Origin of the sequence: Streptomyces sp. NPDC050422 (assembly GCF_044458665.1) — a bacterium.
GTDB lineage: Bacteria > Actinomycetota > Actinomycetes > Streptomycetales > Streptomycetaceae > Streptomyces.
The window spans coordinates 92528-109369 of record NZ_JBITIE010000017.1 but is presented as its reverse complement, the minus strand read 5'-3'; the positions used below and the strand labels follow the sequence as shown (position 1 = coordinate 109369).

General features: G+C 70.7%; 17 protein-coding genes and 2 pseudogenes. 10 read left to right on the top strand and 9 right to left on the bottom strand.

Annotated elements, in window-relative coordinates; all coding sequences use genetic code 11:
• Nucleotides 1-23 precede the first annotated feature (23 nt).
• The 4 genes from ACIBJG_RS26425 to ACIBJG_RS26410 form a co-directional block, all read right to left on the bottom strand.
• Nucleotides 24-632 carry a Uma2 family endonuclease gene (locus tag ACIBJG_RS26425; protein WP_399311175.1) on the bottom strand — a complete coding sequence of 203 codons (609 nt, stop codon included), beginning with the start codon at nucleotides 630-632 and terminating at the stop codon, nucleotides 24-26.
• A gap of 432 nt (nucleotides 633-1064) precedes the next feature.
• Nucleotides 1065-2294: a fumarylacetoacetase gene (fahA, locus tag ACIBJG_RS26420; protein ID WP_399310962.1), complete on the bottom strand. Its 1230-nt coding sequence runs from the start codon at nucleotides 2292-2294 to the stop codon at nucleotides 1065-1067.
• A 150-nt stretch (nucleotides 2295-2444) separates the two neighbouring features.
• Nucleotides 2445-4439 carry a CocE/NonD family hydrolase gene (locus ACIBJG_RS26415; RefSeq protein ID WP_399310960.1) on the bottom strand — a complete coding sequence of 665 codons (1995 nt, stop codon included), beginning with the start codon at nucleotides 4437-4439 and terminating at the stop codon, nucleotides 2445-2447.
• Nucleotides 4440-4450: 11 nt separating this feature from the next.
• The gene (locus ACIBJG_RS26410; RefSeq protein ID WP_399310958.1) at nucleotides 4451-5950 is read right to left on the bottom strand and encodes a peptide MFS transporter; all 1500 of its coding nucleotides are present in this window, start codon (nucleotides 5948-5950) and stop codon (nucleotides 4451-4453) included.
• A gap of 156 nt (nucleotides 5951-6106) precedes the next feature.
• Between ACIBJG_RS26410 and ACIBJG_RS26405 the strand changes: the two genes are divergently transcribed.
• The 6 genes and pseudogenes from ACIBJG_RS26405 to ACIBJG_RS26380 all read left to right on the top strand — a co-directional run.
• Entirely contained in the window at nucleotides 6107-7117 is a 1011-nt protein-coding gene (locus ACIBJG_RS26405) for a polyprenyl synthetase family protein (protein WP_399310956.1), read from the top strand.
• Nucleotides 7118-7335: 218 nt separating this feature from the next.
• Nucleotides 7336-8619: an outer membrane lipoprotein carrier protein LolA gene (locus tag ACIBJG_RS26400; RefSeq protein ID WP_399310954.1), complete on the top strand. Its 1284-nt coding sequence runs from the start codon at nucleotides 7336-7338 to the stop codon at nucleotides 8617-8619.
• A gap of 95 nt (nucleotides 8620-8714) precedes the next feature.
• Complete coding sequence (locus tag ACIBJG_RS26395; protein ID WP_399310952.1) at nucleotides 8715-9668, top strand: ATP-binding cassette domain-containing protein; 954 nt, start codon at nucleotides 8715-8717, stop codon at nucleotides 9666-9668.
• Nucleotides 9655-10545 (top strand): ABC transporter permease, encoded by an 891-nt coding sequence (locus ACIBJG_RS26390; protein WP_399310950.1) that lies wholly within the window; start codon nucleotides 9655-9657, stop codon nucleotides 10543-10545. The genes ACIBJG_RS26395 and ACIBJG_RS26390 overlap by 14 nt, the downstream gene beginning before the upstream one ends.
• Nucleotides 10546-10742: 197 nt before the next feature.
• Nucleotides 10743-11333: a TetR/AcrR family transcriptional regulator gene (locus ACIBJG_RS26385; RefSeq protein WP_399310948.1), complete on the top strand. Its 591-nt coding sequence runs from the start codon at nucleotides 10743-10745 to the stop codon at nucleotides 11331-11333.
• A 92-nt stretch (nucleotides 11334-11425) separates the two neighbouring features.
• Nucleotides 11426-11485: pseudogene (locus tag ACIBJG_RS26380) on the top strand (hypothetical protein); the annotation flags it as partial.
• 95 nt (nucleotides 11486-11580) lie between these two features.
• On the opposite strand, the gene ACIBJG_RS26375 reads toward ACIBJG_RS26380, so the two are convergent.
• The gene (locus tag ACIBJG_RS26375; RefSeq protein WP_399310946.1) at nucleotides 11581-12402 is read right to left on the bottom strand and encodes an HAD family hydrolase; all 822 of its coding nucleotides are present in this window, start codon (nucleotides 12400-12402) and stop codon (nucleotides 11581-11583) included.
• Nucleotides 12403-12575: 173 nt separating this feature from the next.
• Here ACIBJG_RS26375 and ACIBJG_RS26370 point away from each other — a divergent pair, with 173 nt between their 5' ends.
• Together ACIBJG_RS26370 and ACIBJG_RS26365 are read left to right on the top strand one after the other, a co-directional pair.
• A complete protein-coding gene (locus ACIBJG_RS26370; protein WP_399310945.1) occupies nucleotides 12576-13370 on the top strand; it encodes an FG-GAP repeat domain-containing protein in 795 nt (264 codons plus the stop codon).
• 83 nt (nucleotides 13371-13453) lie between these two features.
• Nucleotides 13454-13687 (top strand): annotated as a pseudogene (locus ACIBJG_RS26365) (helix-turn-helix domain-containing protein); the annotation flags it as partial.
• 172 nt (nucleotides 13688-13859) lie between these two features.
• Here the strand turns inward: ACIBJG_RS26365 and ACIBJG_RS26360 are convergent.
• The 3 genes from ACIBJG_RS26360 to ACIBJG_RS26350 all read right to left on the bottom strand — a co-directional run bounded on the left by ACIBJG_RS26360 (nucleotide 13860) and on the right by ACIBJG_RS26350 (nucleotide 15431).
• Nucleotides 13860-14246 (bottom strand): nuclear transport factor 2 family protein, encoded by a 387-nt coding sequence (locus ACIBJG_RS26360; protein WP_399310943.1) that lies wholly within the window; start codon nucleotides 14244-14246, stop codon nucleotides 13860-13862.
• A gap of 148 nt (nucleotides 14247-14394) precedes the next feature.
• Nucleotides 14395-14604, bottom strand: coding sequence for a DUF397 domain-containing protein (locus tag ACIBJG_RS26355; protein WP_399310941.1), 210 nt, complete (start codon nucleotides 14602-14604; stop codon nucleotides 14395-14397).
• On the bottom strand, nucleotides 14601-15431 hold the full coding sequence (locus tag ACIBJG_RS26350; RefSeq protein WP_399311173.1) for a helix-turn-helix transcriptional regulator: 831 nt from the start codon (nucleotides 15429-15431) through the stop codon (nucleotides 14601-14603). The genes ACIBJG_RS26355 and ACIBJG_RS26350 overlap by 4 nt, the downstream gene beginning before the upstream one ends.
• 103 nt (nucleotides 15432-15534) lie before the next feature.
• On the opposite strand from ACIBJG_RS26350, the gene ACIBJG_RS26345 reads away from it, so the two are divergent.
• Together ACIBJG_RS26345 and ACIBJG_RS26340 are read left to right on the top strand one after the other, a co-directional pair.
• The gene (locus tag ACIBJG_RS26345; protein ID WP_399310939.1) at nucleotides 15535-15801 is read left to right on the top strand and encodes a hypothetical protein; all 267 of its coding nucleotides are present in this window, start codon (nucleotides 15535-15537) and stop codon (nucleotides 15799-15801) included.
• Nucleotides 15798-15959: a hypothetical protein gene (locus ACIBJG_RS26340; RefSeq protein WP_399310937.1), complete on the top strand. Its 162-nt coding sequence runs from the start codon at nucleotides 15798-15800 to the stop codon at nucleotides 15957-15959. The genes ACIBJG_RS26345 and ACIBJG_RS26340 overlap by 4 nt, the downstream gene beginning before the upstream one ends.
• A 34-nt stretch (nucleotides 15960-15993) precedes the next feature.
• Here the strand turns inward: ACIBJG_RS26340 and ACIBJG_RS26335 are convergent, their stop codons facing one another.
• A complete protein-coding gene (locus ACIBJG_RS26335; protein WP_399310936.1) occupies nucleotides 15994-16773 on the bottom strand; it encodes an NAD(P)H-dependent oxidoreductase in 780 nt (259 codons plus the stop codon).
• Between the last annotated feature and the right edge of the window lie 69 nt (nucleotides 16774-16842).

The window sequence follows — 16842 nt, the reverse complement described above, 5'->3', positions numbered from 1 at the left end:
CGAGGCGCCCGGGTGCGGCGGATCTACTGCGGGTCCGCCGCCCGGCGCCGCGAGACGATGGCGGTGAGGTCGAGGTCGATGGCGAAGGGCGCGGACACCTTCATCCGATCGTGGAAAATTCCGGTCGAGGTGTACGCCCCCGTCGCCGGCTCCAGCTCGAAGACGTAGACGACCGCGCGGCCGTCCTGGTTCTCCACCCGCCAGTAGTGCGGGATCTTCGCCCGCGCGTACTTCACGGGCTTGGTCTCCCGGTCACGGGTAATGGACTCGTCGGACACGACCTCGATCGCGAGCAGCACGCTGCTCGCGGGGAACCGGGTCTGCCGCAGACTCTCGACCGCGTCGGCGCGCACGACGACCACATCGGGTTCGGGCCGGTTCTGGAAGTCGACGTCGATGGTGAATTCCCGGAAGACCTCCAGATCGAACGGCGCAACCGACTGCAACTGCCACTTGAGGTAGTCGATCGCGCGCTCATGGAATACGGTCTGCGGACTCACGAAAACCAGGCTCCCGTCGATCAGCTCCGTATGCGGAGGCAGATGGGGAAGCGTGTCCAGGTCATCGGCGGTCCAGCCGCCCACGGGCGGGACCGCCCACCGCGGCTCGGGGGCCTCGGGATCGACGCTCATCAGTGCTCCCATGTGCCGGAGTCTGGCGGGTTCACCCAGCGTATCCGCAAGGAACCGGCTCCGGCTTGCCCAAACGTGTGAACGAGTCACGCGCCGTTGACCACCCCCGCACCGTCGCCCCGCGCCCCGCGCCCCGCACCGTCGCCCCGCGCCCCGCACCGTCGCCCCGCGCCCCGCAGCGCCGCCCCGCGCCCCGCCCCGGCGTCACGCCGCGCCGGTCCCCGGCGTCACGCCGCGCCGGTCCCCGGCGTCACGCCGCGCCGGTCCCCGTCGTGAAGCCCCGCGAACCGCTCCCGGACCGAACCCGCGTAGCTCTGCCGTACCGCCGGCCGAGCGTAGCCCTGCCGTACCGCCGGCCGGTGGCGGTACCGCGCCGGCAGCGGTGGTCGGGGCAGCGGTCCGCGGGCGGCGTCGGTCCGGGCCGCGCCGGGGTCACGCCGCGGGCACGATCCGTCCGGTGACCTCGCCGAGACCGACCCGGGTGCCGTCGGGCCCCGGGGCCCAGGCCGTGATGGTCACCGTGTCGCCGTCCTCCAGGAACGTCCGCTTGCCCTCCGGGAGTTCGAGCGGGTCGCGCCCGTTCCAGGTGAGTTCCAGCAGGGAGCCCCGCTGGGCCGGTTCGGCGCCGCTGATGGTGCCGGAGCCGTACAGGTCACCGCTGCGCAGGGAGGCGCCGTTGACCGTCATCTGCGCCAGCTGCTGCGCCGCCGTCCAGTACATGGTGGAGAACGGCGGCTCCGAGACGACCTGGCCGTTGATCGCGACGGCGAGCCGCAGGTCGAAGCCGCCGGGCTCCTCCTCGTCCGCGTCGTCGAGGTAGGGCAGCAGGGGGAGGTCGCGGGCGGGCGGGGCGGTCCGGGCCGCGTCCAGGGCCTCCAGCGGGGTCACCCACGCCGAGACGGACGTCGCGAAGGACTTGCCGAGGAAGGGGCCCAGCGGGACGTACTCCCAGGCCTGGATGTCCCGCGCCGACCAGTCGTTGAGCAGGGACAGCCCGAAGACGTGCTCGCGGAAGTCGGCCAGCGGCACCGGCCGGCCCTGCTCGGAGCCGACGCCGACGACGAATCCGACCTCGGCCTCGATGTCGAGCTTGACGGACGGACCGAAGACGGGGGCCGGGTCGGCGGGGGCCTTGCGCTGCCCCGACGGGCGCACCACGTCCGTACCGGAGACCACGACCGTGCCCGCCCTGCCGTGGTAACCGATCGGCAGGTGCTTCCAGTTGGGGGTGAGCGCGTCACCGTCCGGCCGGAAGATCCGGCCGACGTTGGTGGCGTGGTGCTCGCTGGCGTAGAAGTCCACGTAGTCCGCCACCCGGTAGGGCAGGTGGAGCGTCACGGAGTCCACCGGGTGCAGCAGCGGCTCGATGTCCGCGCGGTGGGCCGGCACCGTCACCCAGGCGGTCAGCGCGCGGCGCACATCGCTCCAGGCGGTGCGGCCGGCCGCGAGCAGGGCCATCAGATCGGGCTGGGCCAGCAGTTGGGCGTACGGCGAGCCCAGGGCGAGCGCCGCCGCCCCGGCGTCCAGTACGTGTCCGCCGATGCGGACGCCGACGCGCCGCTCGTCGGGCCGGTCGGGTGTCGAGAAGACACCGTACGGAAGGTGGTGCGGGCCGAAGGGATCGCCCTCGGCCACGTCGAGCGGGCTGCTCTGCTCGGGCATCTGTTGCTGCCTCGCTTTCCAGGTCGCTGTGAGGGACACGTTACGTCGGGGACATCCCCCAGCGGCAGTGTCCCAACCATCCTCAATGCCCGGAAAGTTCCGCCGTATCCCCGCAGTACGGGGAGGTACGCGGGGATACGGCGGTTGCGTTCAGCCCGCCGTGCGCGGGATGCGCTTCTCCCAGGTCCGGTGGAAGACGACCTCGCCGCCCTCCTTGCAGACCACCTCGTTGGAGGTGATGAAGTCGTCCGCGTCGGCGGAGATCTCCGAGCGCGTCTCGACCCGCACGTCCCAGGCCATCTCCGGCCGGTGCAGCCGGACCGTCCAGTCGGAGCGGGTGCGCGCGGACAGCGGGTCGCTCTCCTGGATCGTGTACGTCTCCACCGCGTCCTCGGTGAACTCCAGACCGTCCGGGTAGACGCGCGTGCCGCCGTAACGCGGGTCGACCTCCATCCGCCACTCGCCCTTGGCGACATCGCGGACCACCAGCCGCTCGGGGCGCTGCTCGTCGAGCGTGACGGGGAAGACGACGCCGAGCGGCTCCGACTGCTCGGGCTCCTCGAAGCGGATCGAGGGGTCCTCGGTGTGCCGGCGCACCGGGAGTTCGACGAAGCTGCCGTCGGCGTCCAGGGTGAAGCCCTTGGACCCGGCCTGGGGCCAGATCCACGGCCAGTACGAGGAGGAGACGGCGAGCCTGATCCGGTGGCCGGGCGGGAAGGTGTGCCCGATGCCGTTCAGGTCGAACGTGACGTCCTCGGTCTCCCCGACCGGCCAGTCCTCGGTACGGTCCCGCCCGCCCCGGGCGGCGAGGTTGAGGACGCCGCGGGTGACGAGGGTGGAGGAGCCGTCGGGGGCGACGTCGCAGAGCCGGGCGATCGCCTGGCCACGCGGTACGTCCATCCGGATCCGCAGCCGGACCCGGGGGCGGCCGAGGATCTCGATCGGGGCGCCCTCGACGGGGAATTCGAAGCACACCGACTTGGCGTCCTCGTCACGCTGGTCGGGCGGCAGGTCGGCGTCGTTGCCGAACGGGAAGAACCGCCCGGCGTCCACCCCGGTCTGCTGCGGCGAGTCGACGATCTGCGGCCCGCCCTGGAGTGCGTACGCGACCGGGGCGACGTTCTCCGAGGGCCAGGCGGTGTCCCCGACCCAGCGGCCGGGCAGCGTCTCGTACACCGTCGCGGGCCGGTGCGACTCGCTGATCCAGGACCTCAGCAGCGGCTCCGCCATGACGCCGGTGTCCTTGTCCTTCAGATGCTGGTCCCACCAGCGCAGCGTCTCCTGGAGGAACCCGATGCCGGGCCCCGGCGGCAGTCCGCGGTCGGGGTACTGGTGCGACCAGGGCCCGATCAGCCCGCGGACCTTCGCCGGGTCCAGGTGCTCGACGAGCCGGAGCACGGTGTCGCGGTACGGGTCGTGCCAGCCGCCGACCGCGAGGACGTTCGCTGTGATCGCGGAGTAGTCCTCACAGACGCTGCCGTGCTTCCAGTAGTCGTCGCGGGTCTGGTGCGCCAGCCAGGTGTGGATGAAGGGGTCGACGGCTTCGAGCCGGTTCAGCCACATGGTCCGCCAGTCGTCGCCGACGTCCGCCGGGTCCGGCGGACGGCAGACGAAGGCCAGCATGGTCGCCGCCCAGGCGTGCATGTCCACGGCGAGGACCGATCCGCCCATGTAGTGGACGTCGTTGTCGTAGCGGTCGTCGGCCGAGCACACGGTGACGATCGCCTTCAGCGGCTCGGGGGCGAGCGCGGCGATCTGGAGCGAGTTGAAGCCGCCCCACGAGATGCCGAACATGCCGACCCGGCCCGAGCACCACTCCTGCCGCGCCAGCCAGTGGATGACGGCGACCCCGTCCGCGAGCTCCGTCGCGTCGTACTCGTCGCCCGGCATCCCCTCGCTGTTGCCGTGCCCGCGCACGTCGACCCGGACCGAGGCGTAGCCGTGGCCCGCGTACCAGGGGTGGCGCTGCCAGTCGCGCGGCGCGGTCCAGTCGCTCAGCCGGTAGGGCAGGTACTCCAGCAGCGCGGGTACGGGTTCGTCGGTGACCGGCCGCCAGATCCGGGCGTACAGCTGGGTGCCGTCCGGCAGCGGGATGTAGAGGTCCTCGCGGGTCGTCTCGTACGGGAAGGAGGTCTGGATGTGCATGGGGGGATACCTCAGTGGACGGGGTGCATGGTGCGCCTGAGCCAGGGTGCGGCGGCGATGACGGCCACACCGGCCGCCACCGCGATGGCGCCATTGACACCGAAGTAGGCGGGGTTGGAGACCTCGCCGTACAGCTTCACGATCTGTGCCTGGATGCCGTTGGCGAGGGCCAGGGAGAGGAACCAGAGGGCCATCGTCTGGCTGGCGAACGCCTTCGGGGCGAGCTTCGTGGTCGCGGACATGCCGGAGGTCTCCAGCAGGATGTCGCCAAGCCCGAGCAGCAGGTACGAGCCGACGATCCACCAGGCGGCCATCTTGTAGGTGTCGCCGGAATGCCCGGAGGTGGGCAGGACCATCAGCAGGAACGAGAGCCCGCCGAGGATCACCCCGATCGCGATCTTGTTGGACGCGTGCGGCTGGCGCGGGCCCATCTTCGCCCACACGGCCGCCACCACCGGGGCCAGTGCCACCTCGAAGGCGCCGAGCGCGGAGGCGTACCAGCTCGCCGGGAAGTGGAAGCCGAAGATCTCGGCGCGGGCGTTGGTCGACGCCAGCAGGATCATCGTCGAGTACGCCTGGAAGAGGATGAAGTTGAAGACGACGGAGGCCAGGAACAGCACCACGTACGGGCGCAGCCTGCCGCGTTCCTCCGCGGTGACCCGGGGGCTCCTGAACATCACCGCGAAGTACACGACCGGTGCGATCACGGAGACGAGGGTGAGCAGGTCGACGAAGCGGTCCATCGTCAGCCAGCCCGCCAGGGCCAGTGCGGTGGCGACTGCGGCGACCACGACGACACCGATGACGATGAGCCGCACCGCCCGGCGCATGGGCCCGGGGGCCAGCGCGAATTCGGCGGTCTTCTTACGCCCGGCCAGGTGACGGCGGCCCAGTACGTACTGGATCAGGCCGAGCGTCATACCGAAGGCGGCGGCCGAGAAGCCCCAGTGCCAGCTCGCGTGGTCACCGAGCCAGCCGGTGACCAGCGGGCCGAGGAACGCGCCGATGTTGATGCCCATGTAGTAGAGGGCGAAGCCGGCGTCGCGGCGCTCGTCGTCGGTGCGGTAGAGCTTGCCGACCATGGTGGCGACATTGGGCTTGAGCAGGCCCGTTCCGGCACTGATCAGACCGAGCCCGACCCAGGTCATGGCGTCGGTGGGCACAGCCATGGCGTAGTGGCCGATGGCGATGAGGATGCCGCCGTACAGGACGGCGCGGTACGAGCCGAGGATCCGGTCGGCCAGCCAGCCGCCGGCCACGGAGACCAGGTAGACGAGCGTGCCGTACGCGGCGGAGACGGAGGCGGCGGTGCCGGCCTCCATCCCCATGCCGCCGTGTCCGACAGTGTCGGCGAAGTAGAGGACCAGGATCGCCTGCATGCCGAGGAACGAGAACCGCTCCCAGACCTCCAGGCCGGACAGGGTCATCAGACCCCGTGGCTGGCCGAAGAAGGCATGGTCGTCGCCCGGTGGCGGCTGGGTCGGTTCGGTGTCGGTGGCGGTGTGGGACAAAGGGACAACTCCTGATCGTATGAGCTGATCCCGAACATACCGGCGGTGGCGGGAAGGCGCCCACGGTGATCCAAAGGGGACCGGATACGCTGACTTGAGTGAGGACAGCGACACATCGACATTCCGTGTGATCGTCAGCAGACAGGAGATCCCCTCGTGACCGTCGTCGGGCCGTTCGGACTGAGCGTGCGGGACCAGGCTCTTGAGGCCGGTGTCCAGGCCGGTTTGGCTGCTGTCGAGTCGGGGCTGCTCGATGCCACCAAGAGCGAGGTGCCCTTCATCACGGAGGCCGCGCAGCACCTGGTGCGCGCGGGCGGCAAACGGTTCCGTCCCCTGCTGGCGATGCTCGCCGCCCAGTTCGGTGACGCCGACGCCCCGGGCGTGGTGCCCGCCGCCGTGGTCGTCGAGCTGACGCACCTCGCGACGCTGTACCACGACGACGTGATGGACGAGGCCGACGTGCGGCGCGGCGTCGACAGCGCCAATTCCCGCTGGGGCAACTCGGTCGCCGTGCTGACCGGTGACTTTCTCTTCGCGCGCGCGTCGCACATCCTGGCGGACCTCGGACCCGAGGCCGTCCGCATCCAGGCCGAGGCGTTCGAGCGCCTGGTCACCGGCCAGATCCTGGAGACCGCCGGCCCGCGCGACGGGCGCGACCCGGTCGAGCACTACCTCGACGTGATGCGCGGCAAGACCGGCTCGCTGATCGCCGTGGCCTGCCGCTTCGGCGCGATGATGTCCGGTGCCGACGAGTCGGCGACCGACATCCTCACCCAGTACGGGGAGCGCCTCGGCGTCGCCTTCCAGCTCGCCGACGACGTCCTCGACATCGCGTCCGACTCCCACGAGTCCGGCAAGACCCCCGGCACCGACCTCCTCGAGGGCATCCCGACCCTGCCCGTCCTCCACCTGAGGGCGCAGGCCGCGGCCGACGGCAAGCCGGACGACCTGGAGCTCGTCGAGCTGCTGGACGGCGATCTGAACGAGCCCGGCAGGCTCGACGACGCGCTGCGCCGGCTGCGCGCCCACCCCGCGCTCGACCAGGCACGACGCGACACGGTCCGTTACGCCCAAGAGGCGCGGGCCACCCTGAGGCCGCTGCCCTCGTGCTACGCGAAGGACGCCCTCGAAGAGATGTGCGACGCCGTGGTGCACCGCGCGGGCTGAGTGTCCGTCTCCACCGACCCCTACGGGACGGCGGAGGAACGCCCCCTCGGTGTCATCCCGGAGAGGTACGCGGAGTTGCTCCCGCGGGCTGACGCCTGGAGCCGCCCGATTTGGTCAGATGGAGAACAACCACTCCTGACCAAAACGGGTGAGAATGGCGGCACGGAGTGGACGAGTGCATCCGGACGGAAGCCGCCGACCACGGAGGTAGGGCACACATGGCACCGAACGACAGCGCAGGCACCAACGGCACGGCAGCGCCCGGCACCACGGGCGCCGTCGCGGGCCGCCGGAAGGCGGTGCGCTACATCGTCCCGGTCGCGGTGGCGGGAGTGGCGGCCGCGACGATCGGGCTGGTCCCGGCGCTCGCCAGCTCGGGCGATCCCGATCTGCCGAAGATCACCGCGCAGGAACTCATCGAGAAGATCGCCGCCTCGGACACGCAGCAGCTCTCCGGCACGGTGAAGATCAGCACCGACCTCGGCATCCCGTCGCTGGGCGGGCTGGCCGGCTCCTTCATCCCGGAGGGCGCGGGCGACAAGGGCTCGGCGAGCGCCGACCCGCAGACGAAGCTCACGGAACTGGCCTCCGGCACGCACACGCTCCGGGTGGCCGCCGACGGCCCCGACAAGCAGCGGGTGTCCATCCTGGACAAGGCGTCCGAGTACAGCCTGATCCACAACGGGGACCAGGTCTGGGCGTACGACAGCAAGTCGAACGCGGTCTACCACGCCAAGGACAACGGCGGACAGGGCAAGGCCGGAAGGGGCAAGGAGCAGGCCGCCCCCGACGGCGTACCCACCACCCCGAAGGCCCTGGCCGAGCAGGCGCTGAAGGCCGCCGACGGCACCACGTCCGTCACGGTCGGCGGCACCGCGCAGGTCGCCGGGCGCGACGCGTACCGCCTGGTCATCAAGCCCGAGCAGAGCGGCTCCACGATCGGCTCGATCACGGTCGCGGTGGACGCGGAGAACGGCACGCCGCTCAAGTTCACCCTGCAGCCCAGCAGCGGTGGCAAGGCGGCGATCGACGCCGGGTTCACCTCGGTCGACTTCAAGAAGCCCGACGCCTCCTCGTTCTCCTTCACCCCGCCCAAGGGCGCGAAGGTGACCGAGGCGGACGAGGCGGAGGGCCACGCGAAGGCCGAGGCCGGGAAGGCCGCCGAGAAGGCGAAGGGCGACCTGAGCGCGTTCGAGGGCATGAGCGGCATGGACGGCATGCATGGCGCGAACGGCATGAACGTGATCGGCAAGGGCTGGAACAGCATCGCCGAGATCAAGACCCCCGGCGGGGCGGCCCTCCCGTCGAAGGAGTCCGGCGACCTGCCGGCCGAGGCCCAGGGCTTCCTGGACTCCGTCGGCGACAAGGTCACCGGAAAGTTCGGCTCGGGCACGGTCTTCAAGACCCGCCTGGTCAACGCTCTGATGACGGACGACGGCCGGGTGTACGTCGGCGCGGTCACCAAGGACGCGCTGGTGAACGCGGCGAACAACGCCGGCTGACACCACGTCGTACGCCGTCTCGCGCAACGGTTCCGCCCCGTCCCGCCGTAGCCTCCGTACGGCAGGGCGGGGCGGACGCGATCTGGGGAGCACACATGACAGGGGCCGACACCGCGCCCGTGATCGAGACGCAGGGTCTCACCAAGCGCTACCGGGGCGGTCAGCTAGCCGTGGACGGGCTCGACCTCACGGTCCCCGGCGGCAGCGTCTTCGGCTTCCTCGGGCCCAACGGCTCCGGGAAGACCACCACGATCCGGATGCTGATGGGCCTGATCGACCCGACGTCCGGCACGGCGAGCGTCCTGGGCCGCCCCATGCCGGGCTCGGCCCGCACGGTGCTCCCGCACGTCGGGGCGCTGATCGAGGGCCCCGCGCTGTACGGGTTCCTGAGCGGCCGGGACAACCTCGTGCGCTACGACTGCGCCGACCCCACCGCCGATCCGCGCACCCGGAGCGCCCGCGTCGGCGACGCCCTGGAGCGGGTCGGCCTCGCCGCCGCGGCGGGCAAGAAGGCCCGGGCCTACTCGCTCGGCATGAAGCAGCGGCTCGGCCTCGCCGCCGCCCTGCTCCGGCCCCGCCGGCTCCTCGTCCTCGACGAGCCGACCAACGGCCTGGACCCCCAGGGCATGCGGGAGATCCGCGCCCTCGTCCGGGAACTGGCCGCCGAGGGCACCACGGTCTTCCTCTCCTCCCACCTCCTCGACGAGATCGAGCAGGTCTGCACCCACGCGGCGGTCATGGCCCGCGGCCGGCTGATCACCCAGGGGCCCGTCGCCGACCTCGCCGCGGGCACCCTCGGCCGGCTCGCCGTCACCACGCCCGACCCGGCCGACGCAGCCCGCATCCTGAAGGAGCACGGCATCACCGGCATCACCCTCGACGGCGACCGGGTGCGGGCCGACGCCCCGGCCGGCACCGTCGAACTCGCCGACCTGAACGCCGCCCTGGTCCACGGCGGCATCCGGGTCCGGTCCTTCGGCGTCGAACGGGCCTCACTGGAGGACGCGTTCGTCGCACTCACCGGAGAGGGATTCGATGTCGCAGGCTGAACTCGCACCGGCCGGGGCCACCGCGGACCGGCGCAACCCGCTGTGGACGCTCGGCATCCTGCGCTCCGAACTGACCACCACCCTGCGCCGATGGCGCACCCTCGCCCTGCTCGGCGTGCTGGCCGCCGTCCCCGTACTGATCGGGATCGCGGTCCGCATCGAGACGGCCGACGGCTCGCCGACCGGCCCCGGCGGTGGCGGTGGAGGGCCCGCGTTCCTCTCCCAGGTCACCAACAACGGCCTCTTCCTGGTCTTCGCCTCCCTCGCCGCGACCCTCCCGGTCTTCCTCCCGATGGCGGTGGGCGTCATCGCGGGGGACTCGGTCGCGGGCGAGGCCAACGCGGGAACCCTGCGCTATCTCCTGGTCGCACCGGCCGGCCGCACCCGGCTGCTGCTCGCCAAGTACGCATCCACCCTGGCCTTCTGCCTGATCGCGACCCTCGTCGTGGCGGCGTCCGCGCTGGCCGTGGGCGCCCTGCTCTTCCCCGTCGGCGACGTCACGACGATCTCCGGCACCCGGATCGGCTTCGGCGAGGGGATGCTCCGCGCGGGACTCGTCGCCGTGGCGGTCGCGGCGTCACTGATCGGCTTCGCGGCGCTCGGGCTCTTCGTTTCGACCCTCACCAACAGTGGGATCGCGGCGATGGCGGCGACGGTCGGCGTGCTGATCACCGTACAGATCGTGGACACCATTCCGCAGCTGAGCGGGGTCCACCCGTATCTCTTCCCGCACTACTGGCTGTCCTTCTCGGACCTGCTGCGCGAGCCGTTCTACTGGGACGAGGTGCTGAAGAACCTGGAGCTGCAGGCGCTGTACGCGGCGGTGTTCGGCTCGGCCGCCTGGGCCCGGTTCACGGCGAAGGACATCACGGCCTGACGGGAGCGGCTCCGGCACCCGTACCGTCGGCCGGCGAGCCGTCCCCCGATCGGCTCGTCGCGGCACGAACGGCACGAACGGTGCGAAAGGTAAGGAACGAGCCGACACGGTACGTTCCGTTTCCCGCTTGAGCATTGTTCGACTTCTGGCGACGGACTGTCAACAAGGATTGGCTCGAACAGACCTATGCTCACCGAATGATCACATCGCCGAGTTCGCTGCGCCGGAGCGAGAGCTCACGCAGGGCGACGCTGGAGGCCGCCCTCGACCTCTGTACGGAGAAGGGGTACGGCCGCGTCACGGTCGAGGCCATCGCGGCCCGGGCCGGTGTCAGCAAGAAGACGATCTATCGCTGGTGGCCGTCAAAGAGTGCGGTGCTGCTGGAGGCGTTCACGGAGACACTGGTCACCGCGACACCGTTCTCCGACACCGGCGACATCGCCACGGACCTGCGCACCCATGTGACGGGCGCGGTCAGAGTGCTCTCCATCCCGCCCTTCGGCCCCGCGTACGCCGGAATACTCTCCGAGCTCCACCACGACGACGCGCTGGCCGAAACGGTCCGCACCCAACTGATCGAGCCCCGCTTCGAGGCGGCGGTCGACCGACTGCGCGCCGCCCAGGAACAGGGCCAGATCCCGCCGGGCGCCGATCTGCGGCTGGCGGTGGAGATGCTCTACGGACCGGTCTACTACCGCCACGTCCTGCGCAAGCCGATGCAGGACGCGGAGACGGTGGGGGCCCTGGTCGAGCACGTGCTGCGGTCGATGGGGGCTGCGGAGAGCTGACGGGCGGGCCGTTTGCGCGGCTGCTCCGCGTGCTTGAGCACAGCCATGCCTGGAAAACCCCTGCGAGCAAACGGGGTTAGGGTGCGCTCCTCGCCGTCACGGATCCGCTGGGCGCGACCACCCGCATCCGCTGTGACGCGGCCGGTCTTCCGGTCGAGGTCACCGGCCGCGTCACGCACGTCAACGCTGCCACCTGGCAGGAGTCGTACGCCTACGAGCAGGCGGGCAACCAGACGGAAGCGGCCTCTCAATTCTTCGGCGAGCGGCCGAAGATGCGTTCCAGGACCACCGCGACCCCGTCCTCCTCATGGGACAGCGTCACCTCGTCCGCGGCGGCGCGCAGGAGCGGGTGGGCGTTGGCCATCGCCACGCCGTATCCGCAACTGCGGAACATCGGCAGGTCGTTGGGCATGTCCCCGAAGGCGATCGCGGTCATCGGGTCCAGGCCCAGGTGCTCGGCGGCCGCCGCGATTCCGGCGCCCTTGTCGACCCCGTACGGCTGAAGCTCGACGGTCCCCGGCCCGGAAAGGGTCACGGTGGCGAGGTCGCCTACTGCTGCGTGGGCGGCGGCTGCCAGGGCGTCGTCGCCCAGATCCGGGTGACGGATCAGCGCTTTGATGACCGGGGCGGCCCACAACTCGTCCCGGTGTTGGGCACGCTGGGCCGGCAGCGCGGGGTGCGGCATCCGGTAGCCGGGCTCGATCAGGGTCTGGCCGTCGGGCCCGTCCTGGTCCACCGCCGCGAAGACCTGGCCGACCTGTGCCTCGATCTTGCCGAGCGCCGCGTCGGCCAACTCCCGGTCAAGGGTGACCGTGTGGACGATGTGCCCCGCCCCGGCGTCGTACAGCTGCGTGCCCTGACCGCAGACCGCGAGCCCCCGGTAGTCCATGGCCGCGAGCAGTTCCCGCACTCCAGGCACCGGCCGGCCGGTCACCACGAGGTGCCGGGCTCCGGCGGCTGCGGCGAGGCCGAGCGCGGCGCGGGTGCGGGGGCTCACGGAGTCGTCGCGGCGCAACAGGGTGCCGTCCAGGTCCGTGGCGACGAGGGCATATGCGGGCGGGATGGGCATGGGTCAAGCCTAGGGATCTCCGATTCCCGCTGTACGGCCCTGACCTGCGGCGATGGTTCGGTATGGGGAGGAGGTCCGGAGGATTTGGGTCCGTAGTGGGAGGAAACGTACCGGCTGCGTGCCGGGCGCCGGAGCAGAGGCGGGGGAATCCGGGCACGACCTAGAGTGCCGCCATGCCTCCGTCTGATGTTCTAAGGAAAATCTCGCTCAGGGAGGAGATCTCGTCGATGCGGCTGCGGCAGCAGCATCGGCGGCGCTCGCGTCAGCGTCGGTTCGCCACGGCTGCCGCAGCCGGTCTCGCCGTGATCGCCGGAGGCTTATGGCCGCTCCTGGGCACCGGGCCGCAGCCGGGCGACCATGCGCCCATGGCCATATGCGCCGTCGACGGCACCACCCTGCGCGCCGACGTGGACGCGGATGGGCACCTGGACGAGATTCTCTACCAGAAGGGCGAAGGTGCCGGCTCGGTGGTCTTCCGGGGAGGCGATCACCGCACCACTGTCAGTGTGGGCGATGCCCGCGGGTTCTGGCAGAAGCTGCGAGGTGCGCCGAAGGAGGACATGGCGACGCGGGGAGCCTTCGGCGACTTCGACGGTGACGGGTACCTCGATCTGGCGCTCTTCTCCAGTCAGGGCGACGCCGGCGACAGCCCGCGGGACAGCATGCTGGCGCACGAGGTGCACTACGGGCCTCTCGCCGGCGACCTGACCAGTCACCGGACCGGCACCATCCGCATGGGTAGCCCGGCGTTCGTGTTCGGGGTGTGGGTCACCGACACCGACCACGACGGCCGCGCTGAGCTCCAGGTCCTCCAGTCGAGCGGGGACGGCGTGGCTGTCCGCCATGTCGGTCGTCAGCGTGACAGCGGGATCTCCGTGAGCGGCGAGGAGGTCGACTCCTACGCAGGGGCGGATTGGCCCGAGGCAGAGCTCGGCCGGATCGACTTCCCTGCCTGCGCGGCCCGCTAGTGCTGTGCCCGCATAGGTTCGCTGGGTTGGTCGTCGTGGCGGCTGGATGTGCGGTGACGTCCGATCCGACCGCTGGAGGCGCGGTGGCCGAGCCTGTCCGTGTGCGCAGACTGACCGACCAGGAGGGGCAGCGGCTGCAGCGGATCGTGCGCCGGGGCAGCACCAACTCGGTGCGCTATCGGCGCGCGACGATGCTGCCGGCCTCGGCCGGCGGGAATCGGGTGCCGGTGATCGCCCGGCTGGTGGCGGCCGACGAGGACACCGTGCGCGATGTGATCCACCGGTTCAACGAGATCGTCCTGGCCTGCCGGACGCCCCCGCAACACCGCAGCCTGACCAACCGCGAACTTACACAGCCACAGCGCATCATCGGCCCGCTCGTGGCCGAGCGCGGACGACCGAAGCGTTGTGAAGATGATCTCGGCTGGGCAGACCCGGAGCCCCGAACGGGGCCGGTTCAGGAGAAGGACGGTGCCAGAGGAGAACGACTCAGGAGACGAACGGCTCGATCTCCCCCGCGAAGACGATGACCTGATCGATGAGGCTCCGCCGCAGATGGACGACGTCCGTTCCCGCCAGGCGGGGGCCTCCGTCCGGCGTGGTGAACACCCACTGGTACCGGGCCCACTCGTCCGGCACGTCCACCGCCGAACAGCGCACCATCGTGCCGGTGCCCGCGGGGTGGCGCCGGATGTCCAGCACGAACCGCTCGACCGCCTCGATCCCCTCACTGCGGCCCAACGGTCCCCAGAAGACCACGTCCGAGGTCAGGGCCTGGGAGAGCAGCGCAGTCACATAGCTGTCGTCCGAGGCGTTGAACGCGGAGATGAACGTGTCGATCGCGGACCGCGCGGTCTCTTCCTGCTCTTCCTGCATGCACCAGTAATACCAGTCGCCTCGCGGACCGCGCTCGTCCCGTGAGCCGTCTCCCGACCACGGTGAACCATCCCGGTCGCAGCACCAGCGCGAGGACCCGCTGGGCCAGGTGGGCCGGTTGAGCCGCGGTCCAGGTCCCGCCGGGAGGTCAGACGGTGTCGAGGTCGCCGCGCTTGACGCCCGCCACGAAGGAGGCGAAGGCCCCGGCGGGGAGCGTCAGGACAGGGCCGGCCGGGTTCTTGGAGTCGCGTACGGGGACGATGCCGCGCGGGGCGACGAGGTTGGTGGCGACCTCGACGCAGGCGCCGCCGTTGTTGCTGTACGAGGAGGTGTACCAGTGCGGGGATTCGGTCGTCACGGGGTGCCCTTTCGCAACTGCTCGATCATGGCCACGGATGCCGACTGGGAGAGCGCCTCGGCCTGTAGCTGATGGTAGGCCGTAAGCAGCGGCAGTACGAACGTGCTTTCCCGTTCCAGATGGCCCTGTTGGGTCGACTCGGCGTACGACATGAGCGAGCGGTCCGGGAGCGTCAGCATGTAGAGCGGCAGGTCGAACGGGCGGCGGACGCCCATGGCGAACGGGGCGATCTGCAGCACCGTGGTGGGCAGTTCGGCGAACTCGAGCAGGCGCGCCAACTGTGCGTCCATGGCGGCGGGATCGCCGATGGGGCGGCGGATGCAGCTCTCGTCGAGCACGACCAGTACCAAGGGCGTGGGCGTGCGGACCAGTGACGCTTGTCGCTGGGCGACGAGGTCCACTCGCTCAGTTGCCTGGTCGGGCGTGATCGCCCCGCGCTTTACGGCGCTCTCGGCGAGGGCTGCCGCGTACTCCGGGGTCTGGAGCAGACCGGGCATGACGCCCACCTCGTAGAGCCGGATCTCCGCCGCTCGGGCCTCATGACCTACGTACTCCGGGAACCCTTCCAGCAAGGCCGTGTGGCGCGCGGCCCGACCCTGACGCTCGAACTGATCGCCGGTTCCGAACGCCTTGTCGACGCTATGCGAAAAGCGGGGAGTTGGGGACCGGCGCCCAGTTTCGACGGCGGAGATATGAGTCCCGGAGTACCCCGTACGCTCTGCCAGTTCGTCCTGGGTCCAGCCGCGCTCGTCCCGTAACCGGCGAAGACGCTCCCCGAAGGCTGCGGCCGGAGAACTTTCGGGGTTCAGCTCTTTGCGGTTCAACAGTTTCCGCCCAACTCTCCGTGCGGCTGACGCAAGTTGAAGACACCCCGACTCTAGGCCACGCTCGATCCGCTTGGTAGTGGAATGACTACGGAGAGGAATGATCGTGTCCGAAGAGAGCGGTCCGCCGGCCGCACAGGAATCCCCGCAGCCCCCGCCCCCCGGCACGCTCGTCGTGGACGCCAGCCGTGGTGACCGCGATCGCGTGGGGGAGTTCCGCGGAGTCGCCGGCCCCTACTGGATGCTCCGTCCGGCCAGGGGCGGCTCCGAGTGGGAGGCGTCCCCTGAGCGCGTCCGCCCGGCCACGCCCGCCGAGCGCCTCGCCGCCAGGACCGCGCGGGAGAACGCCAGGAGCCGAGGTGAGGTGGCGTGAGCAGTCAGGAGGACGCCCGCCCCGTCGCCTGCCACGAGTGTCAGGAGATCGACCTCGCCGAAGCCGTCGCCAAGCGGGAGCGGGACGCGAGCCGGGAGACCGACTGCCGGGTGCTGCGGGCGCGGCACCGGGCGGCGGAGCACGGGGCGCAGCCGTGAGGCTCGTGTCCGTACGGCTGCTCCCGGTCGGTGTTCAGCCGCGCACGTGGAGTCCGAAGCCCGTGTGGCCCTGCGGCTCCAGGCCGTCCTTCAGGTGCAGGGACGGGATCTCGTAGTCGCCGAAGTTCTGGCGCCGGAACGCGATGGGGTCGGTCGATTCCAGGGTCAGCAGGCGCTGTTCCCACGCCTTGGCCGCGTCCGGGAAGTCCTCGCCGCTCATCCGGTCGGTGCCGTAGAGGACGAACGGCGGCAGTACCTCGATGCCCGGGTAGTAGAGGATGCCGTGCTGGATCGGGAACAGCAGGTCGTCGATGGGGCCGTTGATCCCGCGAGCCGAGTAGTGCGGCTCCATGCCGCCGACCGTCACCGACAGCAGGGCCCTGCGGCCCGCGAGGGTGCCCTCGCCGTAGCGCTCGCCGTACTTGATGTCGCTGTGTTCGCCGACGCCGTACGCGAAGTGGAAGGTGAAGACCCGGTCCACCCATCCCTTGAGGATCGCGGGCATCGAGTACCACCACAGCGGGAACTGGAAGATGATCGTGTCCGCCCACAGCAGCTTCTCCTGCTCGGCGCGGACGTCGTGGGTGAGTGTCCCGGCGTCGAAGGCCCTCCCCGAGTCCCGGCCGACGCTCAGGGGGTTCGAGGCATCGGGGCCGTAGTCCGAGGCGTCCACGACCGCCTTCCAGTTCATCGCGTACAGATCGCTCACCCGTACCTCGTGCCCGGCGGCCTCCAGGGTGGTCACCGCGAGGTCCTTCAGTGAACTGTTCAGCGACTGCGGCTCCGGGTGGGCGTGGACGATCAGGGTCTTCATGGGAACTCCTTCGGGAAGGTCGGGTGCCTTCGATTCAAGGCGTTCCGGCGCCCGGCGTTCAGGGGCGCG

Coding starts and splice junctions, on each gene's coding strand:
- ACIBJG_RS26425 (WP_399311175.1), bottom strand. CDS start 632: ATGAGCGTCGATCCCGAGGCCCCCGAGCCGCGGTGGGCGGTCCCGCCC.
- fahA (WP_399310962.1), bottom strand. CDS start 2,294: ATGCCCGAGCAGAGCAGCCCGCTCGACGTGGCCGAGGGCGATCCCTTC.
- ACIBJG_RS26415 (WP_399310960.1), bottom strand. CDS start 4,439: ATGCACATCCAGACCTCCTTCCCGTACGAGACGACCCGCGAGGACCTC.
- ACIBJG_RS26400 (WP_399310954.1), top strand. CDS start 7,336: ATGGCACCGAACGACAGCGCAGGCACCAACGGCACGGCAGCGCCCGGC.
- ACIBJG_RS26395 (WP_399310952.1), top strand. CDS start 8,715: ATGACAGGGGCCGACACCGCGCCCGTGATCGAGACGCAGGGTCTCACC.
- ACIBJG_RS26390 (WP_399310950.1), top strand. CDS start 9,655: ATGTCGCAGGCTGAACTCGCACCGGCCGGGGCCACCGCGGACCGGCGC.
- ACIBJG_RS26385 (WP_399310948.1), top strand. CDS start 10,743: ATGATCACATCGCCGAGTTCGCTGCGCCGGAGCGAGAGCTCACGCAGG.
- ACIBJG_RS26375 (WP_399310946.1), bottom strand. CDS start 12,402: ATGCCCATCCCGCCCGCATATGCCCTCGTCGCCACGGACCTGGACGGC.
- ACIBJG_RS26370 (WP_399310945.1), top strand. CDS start 12,576: ATGCCTCCGTCTGATGTTCTAAGGAAAATCTCGCTCAGGGAGGAGATC.
- ACIBJG_RS26360 (WP_399310943.1), bottom strand. CDS start 14,246: ATGCAGGAAGAGCAGGAAGAGACCGCGCGGTCCGCGATCGACACGTTC.
- ACIBJG_RS26335 (WP_399310936.1), bottom strand. CDS start 16,773: ATGAAGACCCTGATCGTCCACGCCCACCCGGAGCCGCAGTCGCTGAAC.